Consider the following 21445-nt stretch of genomic DNA (forward strand, 5'->3'; position numbering starts at 1 on the left):
TGAAGTGGCATATTCAGCATCTTGGTACGGGCGAAGTTCGCGGCATACCTCGCTCACCTGTGCAGCCAGTGCAACATTTAGGCGCGCGGCTTCATGCCCTATCTCGACCGCGGCAAACTGCTGGCTGCTGCCGGCCATCAGTTCCCCAATCATCCGAGAGACACGCCGCCACCGTGCAAACACTCTGCTCGCAGCATGCTAGTAGCAGGCCGGCACTGTTCGCGGTGCGCGGGCCCACTTTGTGGCCAGAACCGGTTGATGTCTTGCTGGCGTAGTGCAGCAGCACCGGCAGCGGACGGCGATGATTGTCTAGCGAGGCGACAATGACCTGCGCGGCGGCCTTGATGCCGGCGATGGGTGTCGAGCGGGTCGTTTGACTCGCCCTGATGCGCTGCTCTTTTTCCGCTGGATATGGCTACATCTAAATAGCTACCGGGAGACGGTGGCATCAAAATGGACTTTTCGTGCCCTACTGCACCGGCAGACGGTGGCATCAGCTCATCCATGCCACCGGCAGACGGTGCTATCAGGCGCTTGATGCCACCGGGAGACGGTGCCGCGTTTTGATTTCCTCGGGCGTCAGCAGGTAGGCATTGACCACGAACTCGAACGGCTTGATGTCCATCTCGGGTACGTAGTCCAGCGGTCTCCAGGTGATGCCATACCAAGCTGCTCTGCGGGGCATCATCGGCAGTCGGGTTTGCTGGATGAATCCTGCAGACTCCAGGTCCCTGCGCGCGCGTATCAGTGTGTCGTTGCTGCTCCATCCACGCCTCTTCAGCACGGACAAGGTGCAGAGCAGTTGTCCGTTGTTGGTGCCGACGTACTGGCGCGCGATGTCCAGCAGCAGACGGGTTGCCGGGGCGCTCAAGTTGATGAAGGCCGCGGCGTCCATGACGGTATGCGGCAGGGCTAGGAATCGACCCTTGATGCCGCTCTTGGTGCGTTCGCGGCCCATGAGTCATGCGCCCATCAGCAACAGCACCGAAACTGCACCAAGCGCAAGCCAGCCGGCAAGCTCGGGCGCGATGCGTCCGGAACTGCGGCTGCGCAGCCACGCGGCAATTTTCCGGCGGTCAGCGGGGGTCGCGTGATACACACCGGGACGGCAGGGGCGGCCGTCGCGGTCGATGGCTTCCACGCGCTCGCACGGCAATTCAAGACCACGGCGGCGCAGTTCTGCCACCAGCTCGGGGCCGTTCGATGCACCGGCTGCGCGGTCGACCTCTTCGCGCTTCGCGGGGCGTTGCAGCAGCAAAGCCAAGACGCGCTGATGGCGCGGATTGTCGGTGTCGAATCGGGGCGGTGTGCCCAGCGTCAATTACCTTGGCCGGTCGACGTCAATTATCCTGGCCGGTGGAAGCGAGGCATGAGGGGTTCAGCCTTTCGGCTTTGAGGTGTTGAGGGTGCGTTGCTCAGAAGGGGCGAGCCCCTTCTGAGCAACGCGGCGGCGGAAGCTTTCCACGTTCATCTCGAAGAGCGTGGCGTGATGCACGAGCCGGTCGACGGTGGCCAGCGTCATGGCCGGTTCGGCAAAGACGTGGCCCCACTCCGAGAACGGCTGATTCGCAGTGATGGCCAGGCTTCTGCGCTCGTAGCGCTCGGCGATGAGCTCGAAGAGCACCGAGGTCTCGCCCTGGTCGCGGCGGACGTAGCTGAAGTCGTCGCAGATCAGCAGGTCGAAGCGGTCGAGTTTGGCCAGCTCGGCCGGCAAGCGCAGATCGCGCCGGGCGGCCTGCAGGCGCTGCACCAGATCGCTCGTGCGGGTGAAGAGCACGCGGTAGCCACGTTCGATGAGGGCGTGGCCGATACTGGCGATCAGGTGCGTCTTGCCAACACCCGGTGGTCCGAAGAGCAGGATGTTCGCGCCTTGTTCGAGCCAGCTGTCGCCCTCGGCCAGCGCGGTGACGTGCGCCTTGGAGACCGTCGGCACGGCCGTGAAGTCGAAGGCCGACAGGCGCTTGTCCGGCGGCAAGGCGGACTCGGCTCGATGGCGGTCGATGCGGCGCGTCTCGCGCTCGTGCATCTCGTGCTCGCACAGGGCGGCCAGAAACCGCTCGGCCGGCCAGCCTTCGCGGTTCGACTGCTCGGCCAGCGCCGACCACAGCCGCTTGATGGTGGGCAGCCGCAGCTCGGTGAGCATCATGGGCAGCGTCGCCGTCTCGATGACGCTCATGCCGCCACCTCGTACAGCGTGTCGTAGACCGACAGCGCGGGCAACGACACAGTGACCGCCGGCATGGGCGTCTGGCGCGGCGCAAAGCGCGCCTCGAGTCCTTCGAGATCGGGCAAGGTGCCCGCCTGCAGCAAACCCCCGAGGATCTGCGCGAGTTGGACCTCGCACGCGCCGCGTGCGGCCAGATCAAGCAGCCCCACCATGAGCTTGCAGGCCTGGCGCTCGGGCAAGGTCTCGACCAAGCGCTCCCAGGTCTGCCGGTACTCGGCGCGGGGGAACATGTCGTCGCGCAGCGCCCAACGGGCAAAGGCGCCGGGTTTGCGCTTGAGCGCGGGCAGCAAGTGCCGGTAGTCGAGCTGCTTGCCGCGCCGCTTGCCTGCCGGCACCGCTCCGCGCGCGCTCTCGAACACGCACACCCCGCCCAGCCAGCCCTCGAGGCGCTCGGGGTAGAGGCGAAACTGGAGCCGATGGCCGATCAGGCGCGAGGGCACGCTGTAGAGCACGCGGCGGATGCTGACGGTGCTGAACTTGGTCACGCGCGCCTCGATCTCCTCGTACTCGCTGGTCCGGCGCATGGGGAGCTCAGCGAGCTGGCTGCGCTCTTCGGCCAGCCGCGTCTGGATGCGCCGGTTCAGGCGTGTGACGACCTCTGCGACGAACCGCTGATAGTCGGCTGTGGTGGCGAACTCGCGGTGCCCACGCAGCAGCAGCGCCTGCTCGAGCGCGCCCTTGAGGCTGCCTTGGCGCGATTCAATGGCGCCGTTCTCGTGCGACTGGCCCAGATTGTTCCGGCTCGGACGCAGGCCATAGTGCCGGCACAGATCTTCGTAGCGGCGCGTGAGCGTTTCCGCTTCGGCCAGGTTGTTGAAGGCGGCCGACAGGCTGTCGGTACGGTGTTCTTCGGGCACCCCACCCAGGGCCCACAGGGCATTCTGCAGACCCTGCGCCAGGGCGGCGAAGCTCTCGCCGCCGCACACGAGTTCAGCATGGCGCCAGCCCGAGTACGCCAGCGCGAACTGGTATAGGCGATGCGCGAAGTGTTCGCCGCCCACCGTGATCCTGAGTTCGTCACACACGGTGAAGTCCGACAGCGCCAAACGGCCCGGCGGATTGGCTTGCGAGAAGAACACCTCCTTCTCGTGTCCGTGCTCGGCGCGCCACATGCGGATCCGCCGCTGCAGGGTGCGCAGCACCCCATCGCCGAACACCTCACCGTGACGGCGCTGCAACTCCTCGAGCAGGGTTCGGCCCTGCAGCCCGGGTTCGCGCTCGAGCAAGGGCACCAGCTCCTGCTCCCAGACGTCCGCCAACGGATCGGCGCGCGTCCGCCATGTCCTCGGTCCGCGCTGCGACGGCAACCCGTCAGCCTGCTCGATGCGCCGTGCTGAGCGCACGCTGATGCCCATCCGGGCCGCCGCGATCTGCTGCGTCGCCTGCCTTCTTGCTTCCTTGTATTTGCGCACTTGTTGGTCCGTGATCTTCTTGCCGGGCACCGAGCGCCTCCCAACGCCTGTCGTCAGAAGAGCACTCTATCCCTCGCTTCCGGACCTTCCCGGCTGCAGATCCAACCGGCCAGGATAGTTGTCGTCGACCGGTCAGGTTAATTGTCGCCGGCCAGGCGGTGCTAGGGCGCTCTCGGCTGCTGTGCTGTCGGGGGCGTTTTTCATGTTACGCCACCTCGCCGGTGAGCAGGCGCTCGATAGCCTCGGCAGGCCACGCCAGGAAGCGGGAAGGCAGTTTGTGCGGGCGGATGCCGGCATAGTGCCCGGCGCGGCAAACAGCAGCGCGCAGGGTTTGCGGCTTGATGTGAAGGGCGGCGGCGGCCTGCTCGGTGCTATAGGTTCGGCAGGTGGTCGGGATGGCTTGGGCTTGCATCGCGGGGACTCCGTCGTTGGTGACGAAACCACGGTATTTCCCGGCGTTGCATGGCGAAATTCAGGCGGAATAGTGGCGAAAGCGTGGCGACTTTCCGGCGGTTTCGCGCCTCAGTCGCCACAATCGCGGGCGGAAAAATGGCGACTAGTCGAAATTGCCTGTCAGCAGGTGCCCACAGTCGCGTGAGCGGTGCGGTAGGTTGTTTGCCAGGACTCGCGCGCACCGCTCCCACTTCCAGCCGGCGGGCGCTTGCCGTTCCAGCCACCAGCGCGCGGCGCGGTAGGGGTTGAAGGTGCCGCGTCCTTCTCGCGCCTCAATCAGGCCATTCCGAGGAGCGCGCTCGGCATATTTCGCCCACTTCCCGCCATCGGGAAATAGCGCCTCCAGGGTTGGCACCCGCACAGGGTCGAACAGGGCAGCCAGCTCGGCGTCATCATCTCGGATGGTGTCATCTACCTTTGGCTCAGCTTCGGCCGCGGTATCGTGTCGAGCGGCTGAGCCGCCCTTCGGCATGCCTTCTCGTACCGCATCCTCCAAATTCGGCGGGATTCTCGGAGTGAAGTTCAGCTCTTTGTCGCCAGGGCGCTCACCGACGATGTAAAGCACTCGCCACCAGCCGGTAACGCTTTTCTCAAGCTCGTCGCGCCAAACGAAGCAGTGCGACGGAAGCTCCAGAATGGACTGCTCGCGCCATGCTGGATATGAATCGCCCTCCATTTCGTCGAGCCTCGCCGACAGCGCATCAAGCGCTCGCGCCGGTCCATCCCACTCCTTCGGCAGCATCGCGGAAATGCTCCCGTCACTGGCAATGTGGTACGCCGTCACCCCTTCAAGCTTTCCGCTTTCAAGTCGGTGCGCCAGTCCCTCTGCTACTGCATCTGGTGAAAATGACTGCCATCCAGTCACAAACGGAATTGCCCTGACGGGCAGCGCCTCGCGTCCAGCGATGATGACGACACAGTTCATTTCGCGCTCCATCGTGCGCACCATCGGTAAAGGGTGCCGCCCCAGGCCGGCGATGGTCTCCGGCTTTTCCCTCCGTCGAGGTAGGGGCGGCATGCTCGGTCAGGCGGTGCGTTCCAGGCGCACCACGGCGCGGCTTCCGGTCGCCTCGGCATAACGGGCCAGCGTGCGCATGCTCGGCATGGTGCGGCCACTCTCCAGGCGGGCGATGGTCGATTGCGTCGTGTGCATGCGCTCGGCAAGCTCGGATTGAGTCAGGCCAGCGCGGGTCCGGGCAGCGATGAGTTCGCGGGCAAGCTCGAACTCCGGCGCTTGCGCGTCGTACTCGGCGCGGGCCTCGGGGTTCGCCAGAATGCGGGCCTTCAGGGCGGCAAGCTCAGTCATCGGTCAGGCTCTCAGGGCCTCGATGACGGCGGCGGGGTTGCGCTCGATGACGTTCAGCAGCACCAGCGCGGGACCGTGCGGGGTGCGGTCGCCTCGCTCCCAATGGCGAAGGGTCGCCGTCGAGAATCCGAAGCGCGCGGCGAACTGCTCTTGCGTCATGCCCACCTTGGCGCGCAGGGCTTTCACGTCCACCGGGCGCGGGCGGTGAATGCGGGTGCCCGGCGCGGGGTGTCCTTCGGCGTGTTCGATGGCCTCTTGCAGGCCACGCTTGATGCTCTCGAATGCGGTGCTCATGTCTTTCGGTTCCTCCATGCCCTGACAAGTAGGTCGGTCAGGTCGGCAAGCTCGTTTCGTTCGGCCTTGGTCAGGTTGGCGCGGTCGCCCTTTGCGAAGAGCGTCAGCAGGTACAGCGGCATGTCCTCGTTGTGGAAGTAGTAGATGACGCGCACGCCTCCGCTCTTGCCTTGTCCACCGCGCCTCCATCGCAACTTGCGCACGCCTCCCGTGCCTTCCATCAGGTCGCCGTCTTTCGGGTGTTCTGCCAGATAGCGGATGATGTCCTGCCGCTCTTCCTCGCTCATCAGCTTCGCAGCGGTGCGGATGTACTCCGGCAGTTCGGCAACGGTTTGCATGGTTGGAGTGTAATCCAATGGAACGGTTCAGCCTACCGTCTGTGATTGCTCACGCAGCGCGCAGGTGTCGCACGTTCGCGGGTTGCTTCTCGGCTTGGCGGATGGCGGCTAACCTTGCCTCCCAGGCCACCAGCGCGGCGCGCTTCTCGTCGGTGTATGCGTGCCGGTCGTAGTGCGCGGCCTGCACTCCGCTGATTCCATGACTCAGCAGTTGCGCGCGGGTGTCCTTGCTGATGCCCAGGCCGGCTAGCATCGTCTCCACGGTGCGGCGAATGTCGCGCACGTTGAAGGGCTCGCCACCGATGCCGGCGCAGACTTCGGCGGCGCGGTTGCTTACCGTCTCGGGGTTCATTGCCACGCGGCCATGCGTCGAGAAAAGCCACAGGCCGGCCATGTCGGGCGCTCTGCCTTCTTGCTTGGCGCGGTCGGTCTCTCGGGCCTTGGCGCGCTCCACAAGGGCGGCCACCATCCCGGCGGCGTGCGGTGCCAGCGGCAACAGGTGTTCGCGCGGTTGCGTGCGCTTGCCCTTGCCATCCCACAGGCGAAGCGTTGCGGTGTCCTGGTCGAAGTCTCCCACCTTGGCGCGCAACAGTTGGGCCATGCGTTGCCCTCCCGCATACAGCGCCAGCAGCAAAGCCACGTCGACAAGCTCGGGGCCGGTCTCGTGCCCGATGCGCAGCAGGTGCCCGATGTACGCGCGCAGCTCGCCAGCGGATAGGGTGCGGTCGCCTCGTTGCACGGCAATTGCCGGGATGGCGTCGACGGGGTTGTGTTCGATGCCAAAGGCAATCAGGTCCGCAGGAAGGGCGGAATCGAAGGGCGCGCGCTTGGCGGCATTGAATGCGGCGCTCAGGTAGCTGCGCAGGACTCCGGCGGCGCGCTCTTTGCCGGCTTCCCTCACCTTGCGCACCAGCGCGGCTACCTCGTGCGCTGTCACGGTTCGCGCGGGCTTGTTCGCGGTGTCCTGGTCTATATGGCACTTGAACAGGCTCCGGGCTCCGGCTGCGCTCTTGCCCTTACCGGCGCGCTCTAGGGCGCTCAGGTAGGCATCGCACAGGGCGCGCAGGGTGTAGCGGGCCTGTCGGTCGGCTTCGGCTTTGGCGGCTTCTGCTGCGGCGCGCTTGGCCTCGGCGGCAGCGATGCGCTCGCGCTTCTGTTCGCGCGGGTCATTGCCTTGGTCAATCTCGGTTTGCAGTCGGCGCGCTTCGGTGCGGGCGTCATCGAGGTTCCAGGCCCGCACGTCGCCAATTGTCACGCGGATGGTGCGGCGGTCTAGCTTGGCCTCGAAAACAAACGACTTCGCGCCAGCGGTCGCACGCACGGCAAGGCGGGGCGCTGTCTCATCCCACAAGAAAGCCTGTTTTGTGCCCTCGGGGCAGGTGAAGCGGCGGATTCGCTCGGGGGTCAGGCGCTCGCGTTGCATGCTGGCAACTCCGGCTAGTTTGGCTACACAGCGGGTCCGTGTAGCCACGGTGTAGCCAGATTCTAGCAACATCCATCAACATGAATCAACCACGCTACTCTCTCATCTTCATCCAAAACAATGGCTTGCGTTCAGTTTTTAGCGCATTCCCTGGGGGCTGGCGTTGATTAGGATGAACATAAAATGTGACTCTTAATCAATTGGTCCTAGGTTCGAGTCCTAGTGCCCCCACCAACAAATTCAAGCACTTGGGCCAGTTCGAGAGAACTGGCCTTTTTGCTTTTCGGACGTTTGGTTGCCGTTCGGCGGCCACCAGGCGAGCAATCAGGTCGCTGCGAAGCAAAAGGCCGTCCCGCTCAGTGCCTCGATGACGGCGGCGGGGTTGCGCTCGATGACGCTCAGCAGCACCAGCGCGGGGCCGTGCGGCGTGCGGTCGCCTCGCTCCCAATGGCGAAGCGTTGCCGTCGAGAATCCGAAGCGGGCAGCGAACTGCTCTTGCGTCATGCCCACCCTGGCACGCAGGGCTTTCACATCCACCGGGCGCGGGGGTGAATGCGGGCGCCCGGAGCGGGATGTCCCTCGGCGTGCTCGATGGCCTCTTGCAGACCACGCTTGATGCTCTCGAATGCGGTGCTCATGTCTTTCGGTTCCTCCATGCCCTGACGAGCAGGTCGGCAAGTTCGTTTCGTTCGGCCCTGGTCAGATTCGCGCGGTCGCCCTTTGCGAAGAGCGTCAGCAGGTACAGAGGAGGCATGTCCTCGTTGTGGAAGCAATAGATGACGCGCACGCCTCCGCTCTTGCCCTGCCCTCCGCGCCGCCATCGCAGCTTGCGCACACCGCCCGTTCCCAGATAGCGGTTGCGCGCGGGTGTCCTTGCGGATACCCAGGCCGGCAAGCATGGTCTCCACCGTGCGGCGGATGTCGCGCATCTCGAAGGACTCGCCACCGATGCCGGCGCACCCTTCGGCGGTGCGGTTGCTCGCCAAAAAGGCCAGCTCTTCCGAGCCGGCCTTCCTGCGTTCCACGGCGGGTGGATTCCCCCGCCTCCACTGCCAGGTCCCCGCTCCGGCGGGTCCGCCTCGCTCAGGCCGCGCTGCGGATGAGCGAGACCGTGGCGCTGGTGCCGCGGTCGAGGGCTTCGAGCGCGGCGCTGGCGGCCTGGTCGACGTGGGTGCGCGCGGTGGAGCTGGCGTGGGCGGCAGCACGGGTGACGCCGTCGTAGGCGGTCGAGGCATTGGCGACCACGGAGCGCAGGGCGTGCACCGCGAGCGCGGAGCCTGCGGGGGCGCTGCGGTTGAGCAGTTCGAGGGTGAGGATCACACCCTGCAGCCATTGCGACATGCCGGCCTCGAACAGGCGCAGCGCGTCGGCCTGGGCCTGGGCGGCGACCGTGCCCGCGGTGGTAAACCAGGCGTGGCCGTGACGCAGCACCGGGGTGATCGAGCCGATCTGGAGTTCGACCAGGGTGCGCGGCTCGCGCGCCGCGGCGGCCGCCTGGGTGAAGGCGATGGTTTCGTCGAGCAGCGCGCGGCCGGTGTTGAGGTTGAGCGCGGTCAGGTGCTCGACCCCGGAGAGCAGGCCGTCGCTCGCGGTGGCGAGTTCGTGGATACGGACCTCCGCGGTGTTGCGGAAGGCGGAAAGCATTTTCTCGGGCGAGACGTTCATGGTGTACTCCTTGCGGTGGACGACACCTGGGTGCCGACTCGGCGTGATAGACCTTGCGGCATTATGGTGCACTGCAACAAAAAACAATGCAAGTCCTTTTGGAAACGTTCCAGAATCATGCACTTGCCTTCCTTCGGGGAGCCCCGTCGATGAGCCTTTCCGGCACCCAGATCGCCAGCCTCGTACTGTGCTGGCTGGCTTACGCCGCGCTGCACTCCCTGCTCGCCTCGCTGCGGCTCAAGCGCGTGGTGGCGGCGCACTGGCCGCGGCTGGCGCCGGCCTACCGGCTAGCCTTCAACCTGCTCGCGGTGGTCCTGCTGCTGCCGCCGCTGTGGCTCACCTTCGCCTGGCGCGGGCCGCTGCTGTGGTCCTGGCAGGGCGGCTGGGCCTGGCTGGCGAACGGGTTGGCGGTGGCGGCGGCGGCCGGCTTCCTGTGGTCGACGCGCTACTACGACATGGGCGTGTTCTACGGCAGCACGCAGTGGCGCACACGCGAGCACGCCGCCGAGGATCCCGGGGGCCTGACGCTGTCGCCGCTGCACCGCCACGTCCGTCATCCCTGGTACAGCCTCGGCCTGCTGATCCTGTGGACGCGCGACATGGACGAGGCGCGGCTGACGAGCGCGCTGTGCATCACGCTCTACCTGTGGCTGGGCTCGCTGCTCGAAGAGCGCAAGCTGCTTGCCTTCCACGGCAAAGCCTACGCGCGCTACCGCGAGCGCGTGCCCGGGCTCGTGCCCTGGCCCGGCCGCAGCCTGAGCGCGGACGAGGCGCATGCGCTGTGTACTCGACGACAGGCTCGGGACGCCACTCCGATGCACGACGACGCCTGATCCTCGCCCGGCAAGCCCATAGGCGCGGCCCGAGGCCATCACCCGCCGGCCCTCGTCGATATCCTCGGCCGGCCAGCGCACCGAGCACGCGGGTCGGACCAGCCTCACGCTCACAGGCCAGGATGCCTGCGCAGACAAGGCCCGGCAGGTGGTCCTTTGCCTCTACGGCCAGCCCCAGGCCTGGGCAACAGACGCTGCCGCCCCGTTGAACACCCGTTTGGACTGGATCTGATAGATTGTTCGCATAGAAAATGTCGATGCGCGAAAATTGGGGTGTGAGGACCGGTAGACGCTACGCAGGAGGGTGCTGCGGATGCCCCCCTCCAGACTCGACGCAGTCGGATTGGCGCAGATCGGAGCGGGCCTTTCCCTTTGCCTCCTTACGCGCCCGCGCCCAACCCGGCCGCGTGCCTGAACCACGACTTCAAGACCACATCACGCTTGGAGCCGCCCATCCGCGATCACAACACGCCATTGCAGAAGTCGGAATCATCATGGAGCGCGTCACCGGCCTGCGAGAGGAAACTCGCTCCTGCTCCAAACATTCGGCCGCAGCCTACGCTGCACGGCAAAGATATTCGAGGGCCGGTTTAATGATCATGGAAGCAGAGAAACCGGACATGTCCGCAGCACCCACGATATTCGTCATCGATGACGATGAGGACGTCCGTACCAGTCTGTCACGGCTGCTGCGCGCCGCCGGCTGGCAAGTCGAGACCTTCGCTTCGGCAGGCGACTTCCTCGAGCGCCCCGCCTGCGCCGGTACAGCTTGTGTATTGCTCGATGTCGACATGCCGGAAATGACAGGTCCGCGCTTGCACGAAACGATGCTCGCACGCGGCATCGACATGCCGGTCATCTTCCTCACCGGAAAGGGAGACGTGCCCACGACCGTCCAGGCAATGAAGCGCGGCGCCGTCGATTTCCTGCTCAAGCCGGTGGAAAACGATACGCTCTTTGCCGCCATCGAGATCGCCCTGCGACGTCACGACAGCGATCAGGCGCGCCGACGGGAACAACTCGGCATCGCCATGCGCCTGGATCGCCTCTCGGCCCGCGAGCGCGAAGTCATGGAACTGGTCGTTCTGGGCCGCCTCAACAAGCAGATTGCAGCGGAACTGGGCATCGCCGAAAAGACCGTCAAGATTCACCGCGGGCGAGTCATGGAAAAAATGGAGGTCCAATCCGTGGCTGCACTGGTCCACCTGTTGGACCGCGCCGACGACAGAGCGCCAGCCGGTGGCGGCGACCCGCCCCTCCAGCGCTAGCCCCGTTTGTTTCACCCCTGGCGCAGGCGGGAACCGCCCCCCGGTTACCCGAACTGCGCCAAAGCCAATAAGACCAAGAGGCGATTACGGTCGGGCGGCGGCCCGCCTACCATCGGTTCTCCCTGACCTCCTGGAGAGACATGATGCGACATTCCGGCAAGCTGCTTGTTGGCCTGGCCGCGTTCGTGACGATGGTTACCGGCAACATCACCGCAGCACGGGCGCAAGGCTTTCTCGAACTCGAGCAAACGCCTGCCTTCATTGGCTTGGGCGCCGGCAGCGTCCCGGATTACAAGGGCTCGGACGATCGCAGCGGCGGCGTCGCCCCCTACGCCCGCTACACCTTCGCCGGCCAGCAGCGCTACGTGCAACTGTTCGCCAACGAATTGAGCCTCAACCTGGTCGACAGCCAGAAATATCGCTTCGGGCCGGTGATCAACTACCACTTCGGCCGGGACAGCGACGTCGAGGACGACGTGGTCCGCCAGATGAGGGACATCGACGGCACCGTCGAACTCGGCGTCTTCGGCGACATCGCCTGGGTCGATGCCGCCAACCCGCGCAATCGCCTGATCGTCGGCGGCATGCTGCTGCAGGATGCCGGCGGCGAAAGCGACGGCCTGCGCGCAAGGCTCTCGGCCCGCTACTGGCGCCAGGTGCACCGCGCCGTGGACGTGCATGTCGGCGCCGGCTTCATGTACGGCAACCGCAAGCACAACGATCACTACTTCGGCATCAATGCGGACAACGTGGGCAGCGCGCCCCTCCCGGCCTACAAGGCAGACAGCGGCGTACACGAGGCCTACATAAACCTGGGAACAGCCCTTTACCTGAGCAAGGAATGGGTGCTCGGCGCCGGCCTGCGCTACGGTCGGATCACCGGCGATGCCGCCGACAGCCCCCTGGTCGACCAGCGCGGCAGCGAGAACCAGGTCATCGGCGGCATTGGTGTGGCCTACATCGGGTGGCGTTGACTGCGGAGGATCGATCACCGGGCCGGCAGGAGCTCATGCATGCGCGATGGTTCGAACGCCCTGAGCATTCACATCGTCGATGACGACGAGATGGTCAGATGCGGGCTGGCACGGCTGATGCGTTCCGCCGGCCACTCGTCGCTGAGCTTTGCCGACGGCGAGTCCCTGCTGACCCACCTGCATCAGGCCGTTCCCGACTGCGTCCTGATCGACATCACGCCCACCGGCAGACTCGGCATCAAGCCGCAGGAAAGACTGCGGGCGCGACTTGCCGATATTCCCTTGATCGCCATCTCTGCCCGCGACGACGAGGAGACCGTTCGCCTGGCCCGCCAGCTGGGCGCCCGCTTCTTCTTTCACAAGCCGGTAGATGGCCTGGCACTGCTCGATGCCATCAAGTGGGTGACGGGAGACCCGGCGGCCCGCCGATAGTCCGGAACAGGCTTGGTAGGCCACCCGCTTGGCGTTACATTCCGGGACATGCCGGGCTTGAACCTGATCGACGTAATCTGGCCGATGATGGCCGCCACCAGCTTGACGCTGGCGGTCATCTTTTTCTTCATCTGGATTCACCTTCGGGCCCAGCGCGATTACCTGGCTTTCGCCCTGTTCGCCGTCTGCGTCTGGTTTTACACGTTCGGCGAGTGGTCGCTGATGCGGGCGACGACGCCCGAGGCCTACGGCGACACCCTGCGCTGGATGATGGTCGTGGTCCCGATCGGGGTCATCCTCCTGGCCGCGTTCATCCGCTGGCACCTGCGCGCAGGCCGCGACTGGCTGTTCTGGAGCGTCTGCGGCCTGCGGCTGCTCGGCATCCCGCTCAACTTCCTGTTCGGGGCCAATGTCGTCTATTCGGAGATCACCGAGCTCCAGCAACAGGCGACCATGTTCGGCGACAGCATCGCCATGCCGGTCGGCGTCCCGGGGCCCTTCCACTGGCTGGTCAACAACCTCGCCGACATCCTGCTGGTCCTCTTTCTCGCCGACGCAACCCATTCCGCCTGGCGCCGCGGCGACGCTCTGACCCGGCGGCGCGCCCTTTTGGTCGGTGGCGGCACCATCCTGTTCTTCCTCATCGCCGCGGGCCATGCCACGCTGCTGCACGCCGGACTGGCATCCTCGCCATATCTGATCAGCATCAGCTTTCTCGGCATCGTCCTGGTCATGTCCTATCAGCTGGGCTTCGATGTCTTCCGCTCGGTGCACCTGGCCATCCAGCTGCGCGAGAGCGAACAGCGGATGGAGCTGGCCGTCCATGCCGCGCGCCTCGGGCTCTGGGAATGGGACATCGAGCGCGACGTCTTCTGGGCCAACGACACCGGCTATGCGATGTTTTCCTTTCTGCCCGGCGAGCGCGTGGACTTCGACAGGTTCAGCCAGCGCATCCATCCCGAGGAGAGAGCCGCAGTCGTTACCGCCGTCCACGATGCCCTCGCCAACCATCGCCGCTACGAGAAGGAATACCGCATCGTCCTGCCCTCCGGCGACACCCGCTGGATGCACGCCTGGGGGCAGGCCGAATACAGCGCCAGCGGCAAGCCGACCAAGCTGCTCGGCGTCGTCCTCGATGCCACCGAGCGCAAGCTGGCGGAGCAGCGCCAGGACGAGATCGAGAGACTGGCCAACCGCCAGCGCGACGAACTCGCGCACCTGTCGCGCGTCGCCATGCTGGGCGAGCTTTCCGGCGCTCTCGCCCATGAGCTGAACCAGCCGCTGACCTCGATCCTCAGCAATGCCCAGGCGGCCCAGCTGTTCATCGCCCGCGGCGTGGTGAGCGCCGACGAGATCGGCCCCATCCTCGACGACATCGTCAAGGCCGACCGCCGTGCCGGCGACATCATCCGGCGCCTGCGGCGGTTGCTAAAGAAGGACGACTCGACGCGGCAGTGGCTCGACCTCAACGAGGTGGTCAGCGAGGTCCTGCGGCTGACCAACAGCGACCGCGTTTCCCGCGGGATCACCATCAAGCTCGAGTTGTCGCCGGACCTGCCTCCTGTCTATGGCGACGAGGTGCAATTGCAGCAGGTCCTCCTGAACCTGCTGAACAACGCCTGCGATGCCATCGAGGCCGTCGACGCGCTGCCGGCGCTGACCGTCCGCACCGTATGCGAGGCCGGCAACGTCATCGTCTCCGTGGCCGACCGCGGCAGCGGCATCGGCGCCGAGGACATGGAGCGCATCTTCGAGCCCTTCGTCACCACCAAGGCCAAGGGCTTGGGCTTGGGCCTGTCGATCTGCCGGACCATCATCCAGGCTCACGGCGGCCGGCTCTGGGCTGAAAACCGGCAGGACGGCGGCGCGGTCTTCCACTTCGTGGTGCCTGTCGCGTGAACCCTGCCAATCGCCGCCCGGGCTGCTGGCGGACGGATCGCCGGCTCGTCCGGCGGTAAGACCAAGGTCTGATTTCTCGCCCCAGCCCCGGCGCATAACCTTCTCCTCCATGCCGGGTGGAGCGCGTGTGCGCTCTCCGGCGCATCGGTCCACCCCGGACCGTCTTCGACGGAAGGAGAAAACAATGACCATTCCCCGCAACACCCCCAACCCGTCCCCGGGCAGTCGCTGGCGGAAACTCGCCGCCTGCGCCGGGATGCTGATGGCAGCCGGCCTCGGCTTGTTGCATGGCGCCCCCCAGGCCAGTGCTGCCGAGCCGGCCAAGAAACCCAATATCCTGCTGATCGTTGCCGACGACATGGGCTATTCCGATGTCGGCGCCTTCGGCGGCGAGATCGAGACCCCGAACATCGACGCGCTGGCCCAGCGCGGCCTGAGCGCGACCAATTTCTACGTCGCCCCGACCTGCTCGCCGACCCGCTCGATGCTGCTCACCGGCACCGACAACCACGTCGCCGGCTTTGGCGTCATGTCCGAGTACACGGGGCCGCAGCAGAAGGGCAAGCCCGGCTACGAAGGCCATCTGAACCAGCGCGTGACCAGCATCGCCACCCTGTTGCGCGATTCCGGCTACCACACCTACATGGCCGGCAAATGGCACCTCGGCGAGGAGAAGGGACAGTGGCCGGCCGACCAGGGCTTCGAGCGCGACTTCACCCTGATGCAGGGTGGCGGCAGCCACTGGTCGGATATGGGTTATCCCAACCCCCAGCATCCGAACCTGACCTTCACGCGCAACGGCAAGCTGCTCGACAAGCTGCCCGACGACCACTTCTCGACGGCGGCCTTCAGCGATTTCATCACGCAGTCGATCGACGAGAACAAGGCCGACGGCAAGCCCTTCTTCGCCTATCTCTCCTACCAGGCGGTGCATAGCCCCTTCGCCCTGCCGGACGACTGGATCGACAAGTACAAGGGACGCTACGACCAGGGCTACGATGCACTGCGCGCCGAGCGCCTGGCGCGGATGAAGGCGATGGGACTGGTCGGCGCCGACGTCAGCCTGGCACCGCGCATGCCCAACGTGCCCGCGTGGGACAGCCTGACGCCCGAGCAGAAGAAGATTTCCGCCCGCAAGATGGAAGTCTATGCGGCGATGGTGGCCAACATGGACCACCACATCGGCCGCGTCCTCGGCCACCTGAAGGCCAACGGCCAGCTCGACAACACGCTGGTGCTGTTCTTCTCCGACAACGGCGCCGAACCGGTCGAACTGCTCGAGCTCGCGGCCTCGGTCGATCCGGCGATGAAGGTCTGGCTGGAGAAGAACTGGGACACCAGGCCGGAAAACTGCGGCCGCAAGATGTCCGTCTGTGACTACGGCGCCGCCTGGGCCCAGGTCGGCTCGACCCCCTTCAACTACTTCAAGCACTACACCGCCGAGGGCGGCATCCGCTCGCCGCTGATCGCCGCCGGTCCCGGCGTCGTCTCCGACGGCCAGACCACCCGGGCCGTCCTGCACGTGACCGATGTCGTACCGACACTCCTCGAACTTGCCGGCGTCAGCCACCCGTCGCAGCGCGGAGGAAGCGATCAGGCACCGCTGACCGGCAAGTCGATGCAGCCTGTCCTCGTCGGCAAGGCGCAGGACATCCGCAGCGCCGACGAATGGATCGGCTGGGAGCTGTTCGGCAACCGCGCCCTGCGCCAGGGCGACTGGAAGGCCCTGTCCCTGCTGAAGGCAGCCGGCGGCACCGGCGAATGGCAGCTGTACAACCTGAAGGACGACCCGACGGAGTCACGCGACCTGGCGTCCAGCCAGCCGGCCAAGCTCGCGGAGCTGACCCGGCTGTGGGACCTCTATGCCAGCCAGAACGGCGTCATTCTCACCGGTGACGGTCCGTTCAAGGGCAGGAAATAAGCGCCGGATCAGTCGGTCGATGATGAAACCAGGAGCAACACGATGAGGAAGATCGCTTACCGACTGCCGCTGACCCTGGCCGGTCTGCTCGCGGGCCTCGGCCCGCTGGGCGCGGCCCAGGCCGCAGATGAATGGGACGTCGCCGTCACCCCCTATCTCTGGGCCACCGGCATGAAGGGCGACACGCAAGCCGGCAGGCTGCCGAAGACGAGCGTCGACATGAAGTTCTCGGACATCATGGACACCCTGGACTTCGGCCTGATGGGCCAGCTGGAGGCGCGCAAGAACCGCTGGGGCGTCTTTGTCGACGCCATCTACATGAAGCTGTCCGATAGCGCCGAAGCCTCGCCGGCGGTTCTCGGCGGCTCCCCGGACCTGCACGCCAAGGCGAGGATCAAGCAAAGCACGCTGGCCGCCGCGCTGACCTACCGGGCGCTCGAGGGCCCGTCACCGGTCGACCTGTTCGGCGGGCTCCGCTACACCAGGCTCGACGTCGATGTCGATGTCGACGCCAGCGTCTTCGGCGGCGCGGTCGGCGTGCAGGTGAAGCGCGACGCCACCAAGGACTGGGTCGACCCCTACATCGGCGTACGTGCCCAGCACAGCCTGAACGACAAATGGACGCTGGTCGGCTATGGAGATGTCGGCGGCTTCGGTGTCGGCGCCGACTTCACCTGGCAGGCCTCGCTGGGCGCCAACTACGATCTGTCCAAAACCACCTCGGCCAGCTTCGGTTACCGCTATTTCAGCGTCGACTACGACGACGACGGCTTTCTCTACGACATGGAGAACGAAGGCCTGTACCTGGGCGTGAGCTTCCGCTTCTGACGCAGCCCCCCGGGACGGTTCAGGCCGTCCCGGCTTCCACACCTGAATCGAGCCGCGCCAAGCACGAACCTTGCGCCGATCGGTATCACCCCTTCCCTTCCTGATGCAGCAGAACGCCGTAGCGCGCGGCATGCGGGCAGCGATTGCCCGCGGCGAGAGACTCATCGCTCCCGCAAGGTCTCGCACAAAGCCTTGGCTTGCCGGTCCCCCGGGAAGCGCTCGAGCAATTCCTCGGCATAGGCGCGCGCCCTGACCATGTCCTTCTGGTCGCGACTGATCGTCGCCAGGGCGAAAAGGACATCGCGATTGCCCGGATGCTGCGATTTCGCCTGACGCAGGATGCGCAGGGCGCCGGCCCCGTCGCCACTGCCCTGCAGGGCCAGGGCATAGACATAGCTGTAGTGGGCATTGCCGCTTTCCGCTTCGGCAGCCTGGCGCAGCCACTGCAGGGCTTCGCCGCGGCGTTGCTGGCGGATCAGATTGAGGCCGAGGGTATGGCGCAGGTCGGCATCGAAGGTGATCCTGTCGATGCCCTCGCGCAGCAGGTGCTCGCCCTCGCCTTCGCGCTGCTGCAGGCGGTAAAGGTCGGCCAGGTTGACATAGGCCGGGACGAAACGAGCATCCAGCCGCAGTGCCGTCCGGTAGGCCTGCTCCGCCTGCTCGCCGTCGCCCATCGACAGGGCGAGCAGGCCCTGGCTGACATGACTCTCGGGCAGATCGGCGTTGACCTGAAGCGAAGCTTCGTACTCGGCCACGCCGCGCAGCAGTTCCTCCCGCTGGGCCGCCGGCAGTCGCTCGCGCAGCAGCGGGGCAAGAACCCGGACAGCCTCGAGGCGTACCGTCCGCTCGCTGTCGCGCAGGCTGCTCCAGCCCTGCTCGAAGCGGGTGCGCGCATCCGCCACCTCGAGGAAGCGCAACGAGGCGGCGCGCACCAGCGGCTGCCGATCCGCCAGCAAGGCCTGCAGCCTGGACGGCGGCGGCACCGTCCCCAGGCCGGCCAGGCGGCTGGCGGCGCTGCCGCGGACAATCGCCGGCTGCTGCGGATCGCTCGCCACCGCCAGCAAGCGGGCAGCCCCGTCGGCCGCACCGGTGGCGGCCGCATGGAAGGCTTCGGCAAAATGCGGCCCGCGCATCCGGCTCTCGGGATACCACCGGGAAAGGGCACGGGCCGCCCATTCGTGGCCCTGCTGCGCATGGCATCCGGCACAGGCGTTCGGCGTGCCCAGCCTGACGGAGAGATCGGGACGCGGCACACGGATGCTGTGGTCGGCGCGCCAGTCATGGACCATGTACGCCCGCTGCGGCATATGGCAGCTGGTGCAACTGGCCCCCGGGCTGCCCGCCGGGTGATGGTGGTGCGCCGGGGTGTCGTAGCGTGCCGCCGGATGGCAGCTGGCGCACAGGGCATTGCCCTCGGCCCGCAGCTTCAGGCTGTGCGGCTCGTGGCAGTTGGTGCAGGCGACGCCGGCCGCATGCATCCGGCTCTGCGTGTAGGAGGCGTACTCGAAGACCTCGTCCTTGATCTGGCCGTCGGCAAAGTACAGCCGCTCCTCGAGCAGGGCCAGGCGATGGCTGTTGCCCAGCGGGCGGCCACCGCCGTCATCGGACCAGATCGGCCCGCGCCGCGAATGGCAGCGGGCACAGGCCTCGACCTGCGCTGCAGCGCTGGCCGGCGTGCTTGGCCGCGGCTTGCCGCTGACCGGATCGAAGGCCCAGGTGGTGGTGGCCGCGGCAGCCAGCGAAACCGTCAGTCCCTTGTCGCCCGCCGGACGCCTTGCCGCCGGCAGTGCGGCCCAGTCGGCATGCTTGCCGCCGGCACCGTGACAGGCCTCGCAGGCGACGTTGATCTCGCTCCAGGTCGTCCGGTAACGATCGGCCGCCAGGTCGTAGTTCTTCTGCAGATTGGTCGAGTGACACTCGGCACACTGATGGTTCCAGGTCTGGCTGCGCGCCGTCCAGTGCTGCGGATGGCGGTGATCCATCGGCTCATTGGGGTAAAGATGGAACCAGCGCTGGCCGCCGACGGCCGCCGGCCGGCTATCCCAGGCGATACCCAGCGCCTGGACATGGCCATTGGGCAACTCGATCAGGTACTGCTGCAACGGCGTCCAGCCGAAGGTGTATTTGATCCGGTAGTCCTGCAACTTGCCATCCGGGCCATCGGTGCGCACGAAATAGCTGCCGTCCTTGCGATAGAAGCGCGAGGTCACGCCATGCGCGGTGAAGGTGGCGTCGTTGAAGTCGCCCAGGACCTTGTCGGTTGCCGCCACGGCCATCGCCAACTCGTGATGCGAGCCGCGCCAGGCCTCGGCCTCCGCCTGATGGCAGGCGACGCAGCGGGTACTGCCGACATACCCGGAGCCAGCCACCGACCAGGGGGCCAACAGCAGGGCAAGAATGAAGACGGCGAGTTGCCTCATGTCAAGTCCGCTCCTGCGTCGTCACCACCCGGTCGCATGCCATGCCGGCAGCGACCGGGTCGCCCACGTCGCCCCCTCTAGTTGGCAGCCTTGGCGGCCTGCATGAAGGCGGCGGCATCCTTGGCCCAGGCGTCGATGGCCGGTTGCATCTGCTCGAGGGTCAGCGTGTCCTTGACGGTCTTCAGCTTGGCGCCTTCACCTTCACGCATGCCAGCGGCAACGAGCTGGCCGGTCGCGGTGTCGGTCACCTCGTATTCGAGAGCCAGAACAGCGCGTTTGGTGGTCTGGCCCATGGTCAGCACGAAGGCGACGGGCAGCAGCTGGTAAGGCTTCAGACCCTCGTCCTTGGCCGCTGCTGCGGTGACCGCCGGACGCATTCGCAGGACATTGGGCCCAGGCTTGTCGACTACGCGCACCACCGTCTGCAATTCGCGGCGAAAGGCCTCGTCGAGGGCGGCAGCGATCTGGTTCAGCGTGGCCATGCCCAGCTGTTCCGTCGGCTGCGGCGCCGGATGGAAGACCGTCTTGTCCACCATCACGGCGTCGTACTGAGCGAACGAGATCCCCGGGGCGACCCAGCGCCTGGCGCGTTCGCCCGACGGCGAACGGACCTCCTCCATACTGGCGTAGGTGGTGTCCTTGAGGAAACCGGACGGGGCGCCCAGATCTTTCTTGTCGTCGGCCAGCGCTTGATTGGCAAGGACACTGGCCGCCAGGGCCATGCCCGTCAAATAGGCAGGGAAACGCATCGCATTGCTCCTGAAGGCACATGAAGGGGGGAGGTGTCTTGATCGTAAGCTGCCGACCGTTCGCCGACTATCGGGCTTTGGTCTTACAGCCAGGCTGAAGATCGCCTCGCGCGCCCCCTCGGGCCGATCACCCTCGACGTGGTGAAAGCCCCTCATGCATCCGCCTTGAGATTCCAGGGCAGAAGGGCTGCGCCGTTGGCAGGCCTGCTTCGATCAGGACGACACCACCCCGATGCACGGCGGCAGCTGATCCTCCCCCGGCCAGCGCGACCAGTCGGGGTCGGGCAGCGCGTTGAAGACCTGGCGCAGGCTGGCGCCCCACTCCTTGTGGATCATGTCGAAATAAGGGTTGTCCCAATCCACGCTGACGTGGCGGGCGACGCGCAGTTCGTCGCGGCGGTAGATCAGCAGGTCGAGCGGCAAGCCCACCGACAGGTTGGAGCGGATGGTCGAGTCCATCGAGATCAGCGCGCACTTGGCGGCCTCGTCGAGCGAGGTCTTGCTGGTGACGATGCGGTCGATGATCGGCTTGCCGTATTTCGACTCGCCGATCTGGAAGTACGGCGTGTCGATCGAGGCCTCGATGAAGTTGCCGGCCGAGTAGATGTTGAACAGGCGCGGCGACTCGTCGCCGATCTGCCCGGCGAGGATGAAGCTGGCGTTGAACTCCACGCCGAACTGCTTGAGCGCCTCGGCGTCCTGGCGATGCACGCCGCGGATGGTCTCGCCGACCAGGCGGGCGCACTCGAACAGGGTCGGCGCGTTCCACAGGCTGTCGCGGTCCTGCACCGCGGCGTGCTCGCGCAGCAGGCTGATCACCGCCTGGGTGATGGCGAGGTTGCCGGCGCTCATCAGCACCAGCACGCGGTCGCCGGCACGCTCGAACACGGTCATCTTGCGGAAGGTGTTGATGTGGTCCACGCCCGCGTTGGTGCGCGAGTCGGACAGGCAGACCAGCCCCTCGTCGAGGCACATGGCGACGCAGTAGGTCATGGGTTCGATC

23 protein-coding genes and 1 tRNA gene are annotated in these 21445 nt (G+C 66.2%); 8 read left to right on the plus strand and 16 right to left on the minus strand.

Annotation, left to right across the window (positions count from 1 at the left end; translation table 11 throughout):
• Positions 1 to 526: 526 nt before the first annotated feature.
• From C665_RS03495 to C665_RS03535, 10 genes are all read right to left on the minus strand, one after another.
• The gene (locus tag C665_RS03495) at positions 527 to 958 is read right to left on the minus strand and encodes a hypothetical protein (protein WP_004300261.1); all 432 of its coding nucleotides are present in this window, start codon (positions 956 to 958) and stop codon (positions 527 to 529) included.
• A gap of 3 nt (positions 959 to 961) precedes the next feature.
• Positions 962 to 1321 carry a hypothetical protein gene (locus C665_RS03500; RefSeq protein ID WP_004300263.1) on the minus strand — a complete coding sequence of 120 codons (360 nt, stop codon included), beginning with the start codon at positions 1319 to 1321 and terminating at the stop codon, positions 962 to 964.
• Between the two features lie 57 nt (positions 1322 to 1378).
• Complete coding sequence (gene istB / locus C665_RS03505; protein ID WP_004298999.1) at positions 1379 to 2176, minus strand: IS21-like element helper ATPase IstB; 798 nt, start codon at positions 2174 to 2176, stop codon at positions 1379 to 1381.
• Positions 2173 to 3669, minus strand: a complete 1497-nt coding sequence (istA, locus tag C665_RS03510; RefSeq protein ID WP_040828304.1) for an IS21 family transposase — start codon at positions 3667 to 3669, stop codon at positions 2173 to 2175. The genes istB and istA overlap by 4 nt, the downstream gene beginning before the upstream one ends.
• A gap of 175 nt (positions 3670 to 3844) precedes the next feature.
• The gene (locus C665_RS03515) at positions 3845 to 4051 is read right to left on the minus strand and encodes a hypothetical protein (protein ID WP_004300266.1); all 207 of its coding nucleotides are present in this window, start codon (positions 4049 to 4051) and stop codon (positions 3845 to 3847) included.
• 144 nt (positions 4052 to 4195) lie between these two features.
• A complete protein-coding gene (locus C665_RS20590) occupies positions 4196 to 5017 on the minus strand; it encodes a hypothetical protein (protein WP_157277012.1) in 822 nt (273 codons plus the stop codon).
• 99 nt (positions 5018 to 5116) lie between these two features.
• The gene (locus C665_RS03520) at positions 5117 to 5398 is read right to left on the minus strand and encodes a helix-turn-helix domain-containing protein (RefSeq protein WP_004300268.1); all 282 of its coding nucleotides are present in this window, start codon (positions 5396 to 5398) and stop codon (positions 5117 to 5119) included.
• A gap of 3 nt (positions 5399 to 5401) precedes the next feature.
• Positions 5402 to 5692, minus strand: coding sequence for a helix-turn-helix domain-containing protein (locus C665_RS03525; protein WP_004300270.1), 291 nt, complete (start codon positions 5690 to 5692; stop codon positions 5402 to 5404).
• Entirely contained in the window at positions 5689 to 6030 is a 342-nt protein-coding gene (locus tag C665_RS03530; RefSeq protein WP_004300272.1) for a type II toxin-antitoxin system RelE/ParE family toxin, read from the minus strand. The genes C665_RS03525 and C665_RS03530 overlap by 4 nt, the downstream gene beginning before the upstream one ends.
• A gap of 49 nt (positions 6031 to 6079) precedes the next feature.
• Positions 6080 to 7453, minus strand: a complete 1374-nt coding sequence (locus C665_RS03535; protein WP_004300273.1) for a tyrosine-type recombinase/integrase — start codon at positions 7451 to 7453, stop codon at positions 6080 to 6082.
• Positions 7454 to 7605: 152 nt separating this feature from the next.
• Between C665_RS03535 and C665_RS03540 the strand changes: the two genes are divergently transcribed.
• Positions 7606 to 7687: transfer RNA gene (locus tag C665_RS03540), tRNA-OTHER, on the plus strand.
• Between the two features lie 90 nt (positions 7688 to 7777).
• On the opposite strand, the gene C665_RS21050 is transcribed toward C665_RS03540, so the two are convergent.
• From C665_RS21050 to C665_RS03550, 3 genes are all read right to left on the minus strand, one after another.
• Entirely contained in the window at positions 7778 to 7957 is a 180-nt protein-coding gene (locus C665_RS21050; RefSeq protein WP_004300275.1) for a helix-turn-helix domain-containing protein, read from the minus strand.
• Positions 7958 to 8087: 130 nt separating this feature from the next.
• The gene (locus C665_RS20020; RefSeq protein ID WP_245537133.1) at positions 8088 to 8348 is read right to left on the minus strand and encodes a type II toxin-antitoxin system RelE/ParE family toxin; all 261 of its coding nucleotides are present in this window, start codon (positions 8346 to 8348) and stop codon (positions 8088 to 8090) included.
• A gap of 188 nt (positions 8349 to 8536) precedes the next feature.
• Positions 8537 to 9118, minus strand: coding sequence for a phasin family protein (locus C665_RS03550; RefSeq protein ID WP_004300281.1), 582 nt, complete (start codon positions 9116 to 9118; stop codon positions 8537 to 8539).
• A 149-nt stretch (positions 9119 to 9267) separates the two neighbouring features.
• Here C665_RS03550 and C665_RS03555 point away from each other — a divergent pair, with 149 nt between their 5' ends.
• From C665_RS03555 to C665_RS03585, 7 genes are all read left to right on the plus strand, one after another.
• Complete coding sequence (locus C665_RS03555) at positions 9268 to 9951, plus strand: methyltransferase family protein (protein WP_004300283.1); 684 nt, start codon at positions 9268 to 9270, stop codon at positions 9949 to 9951.
• A 599-nt stretch (positions 9952 to 10550) separates the two neighbouring features.
• Positions 10551 to 11219, plus strand: coding sequence for a response regulator transcription factor (locus C665_RS03560; RefSeq protein WP_245537134.1), 669 nt, complete (start codon positions 10551 to 10553; stop codon positions 11217 to 11219).
• A 140-nt stretch (positions 11220 to 11359) separates the two neighbouring features.
• Positions 11360 to 12193, plus strand: a complete 834-nt coding sequence (locus tag C665_RS03565) for a MipA/OmpV family protein (protein ID WP_004300288.1) — start codon at positions 11360 to 11362, stop codon at positions 12191 to 12193.
• 39 nt (positions 12194 to 12232) lie between these two features.
• Positions 12233 to 12625 (plus strand): response regulator transcription factor, encoded by a 393-nt coding sequence (locus C665_RS03570; RefSeq protein WP_004300290.1) that lies wholly within the window; start codon positions 12233 to 12235, stop codon positions 12623 to 12625.
• A 48-nt stretch (positions 12626 to 12673) separates the two neighbouring features.
• Positions 12674 to 14524: an ATP-binding protein gene (locus tag C665_RS03575; protein WP_004300292.1), complete on the plus strand. Its 1851-nt coding sequence runs from the start codon at positions 12674 to 12676 to the stop codon at positions 14522 to 14524.
• Between the two features lie 184 nt (positions 14525 to 14708).
• Positions 14709 to 16445: an arylsulfatase gene (locus C665_RS03580; protein ID WP_040828436.1), complete on the plus strand. Its 1737-nt coding sequence runs from the start codon at positions 14709 to 14711 to the stop codon at positions 16443 to 16445.
• Between the two features lie 42 nt (positions 16446 to 16487).
• Positions 16488 to 17273, plus strand: a complete 786-nt coding sequence (locus C665_RS03585) for a porin family protein (protein ID WP_004300296.1) — start codon at positions 16488 to 16490, stop codon at positions 17271 to 17273.
• A 161-nt stretch (positions 17274 to 17434) separates the two neighbouring features.
• On the opposite strand, the gene C665_RS03590 is transcribed toward C665_RS03585, so the two are convergent.
• The 3 genes from C665_RS03590 to C665_RS03600 all read right to left on the minus strand — a co-directional run bounded on the left by C665_RS03590 (position 17435) and on the right by C665_RS03600 (position 21435).
• Positions 17435 to 19693, minus strand: a complete 2259-nt coding sequence (locus C665_RS03590; protein ID WP_004300298.1) for a tetratricopeptide repeat protein — start codon at positions 19691 to 19693, stop codon at positions 17435 to 17437.
• Between the two features lie 77 nt (positions 19694 to 19770).
• Complete coding sequence (locus tag C665_RS03595; RefSeq protein ID WP_004300300.1) at positions 19771 to 20442, minus strand: DUF3313 domain-containing protein; 672 nt, start codon at positions 20440 to 20442, stop codon at positions 19771 to 19773.
• A gap of 213 nt (positions 20443 to 20655) precedes the next feature.
• Entirely contained in the window at positions 20656 to 21435 is a 780-nt protein-coding gene (locus C665_RS03600) for a proteasome-type protease (protein ID WP_004300301.1), read from the minus strand.
• Positions 21436 to 21445: the final 10 nt, after the last annotated feature.

The sequence above is a fragment of the Thauera aminoaromatica S2 genome (assembly GCF_000310185.1).
Lineage (GTDB): Bacteria > Pseudomonadota > Gammaproteobacteria > Burkholderiales > Rhodocyclaceae > Thauera > Thauera aminoaromatica.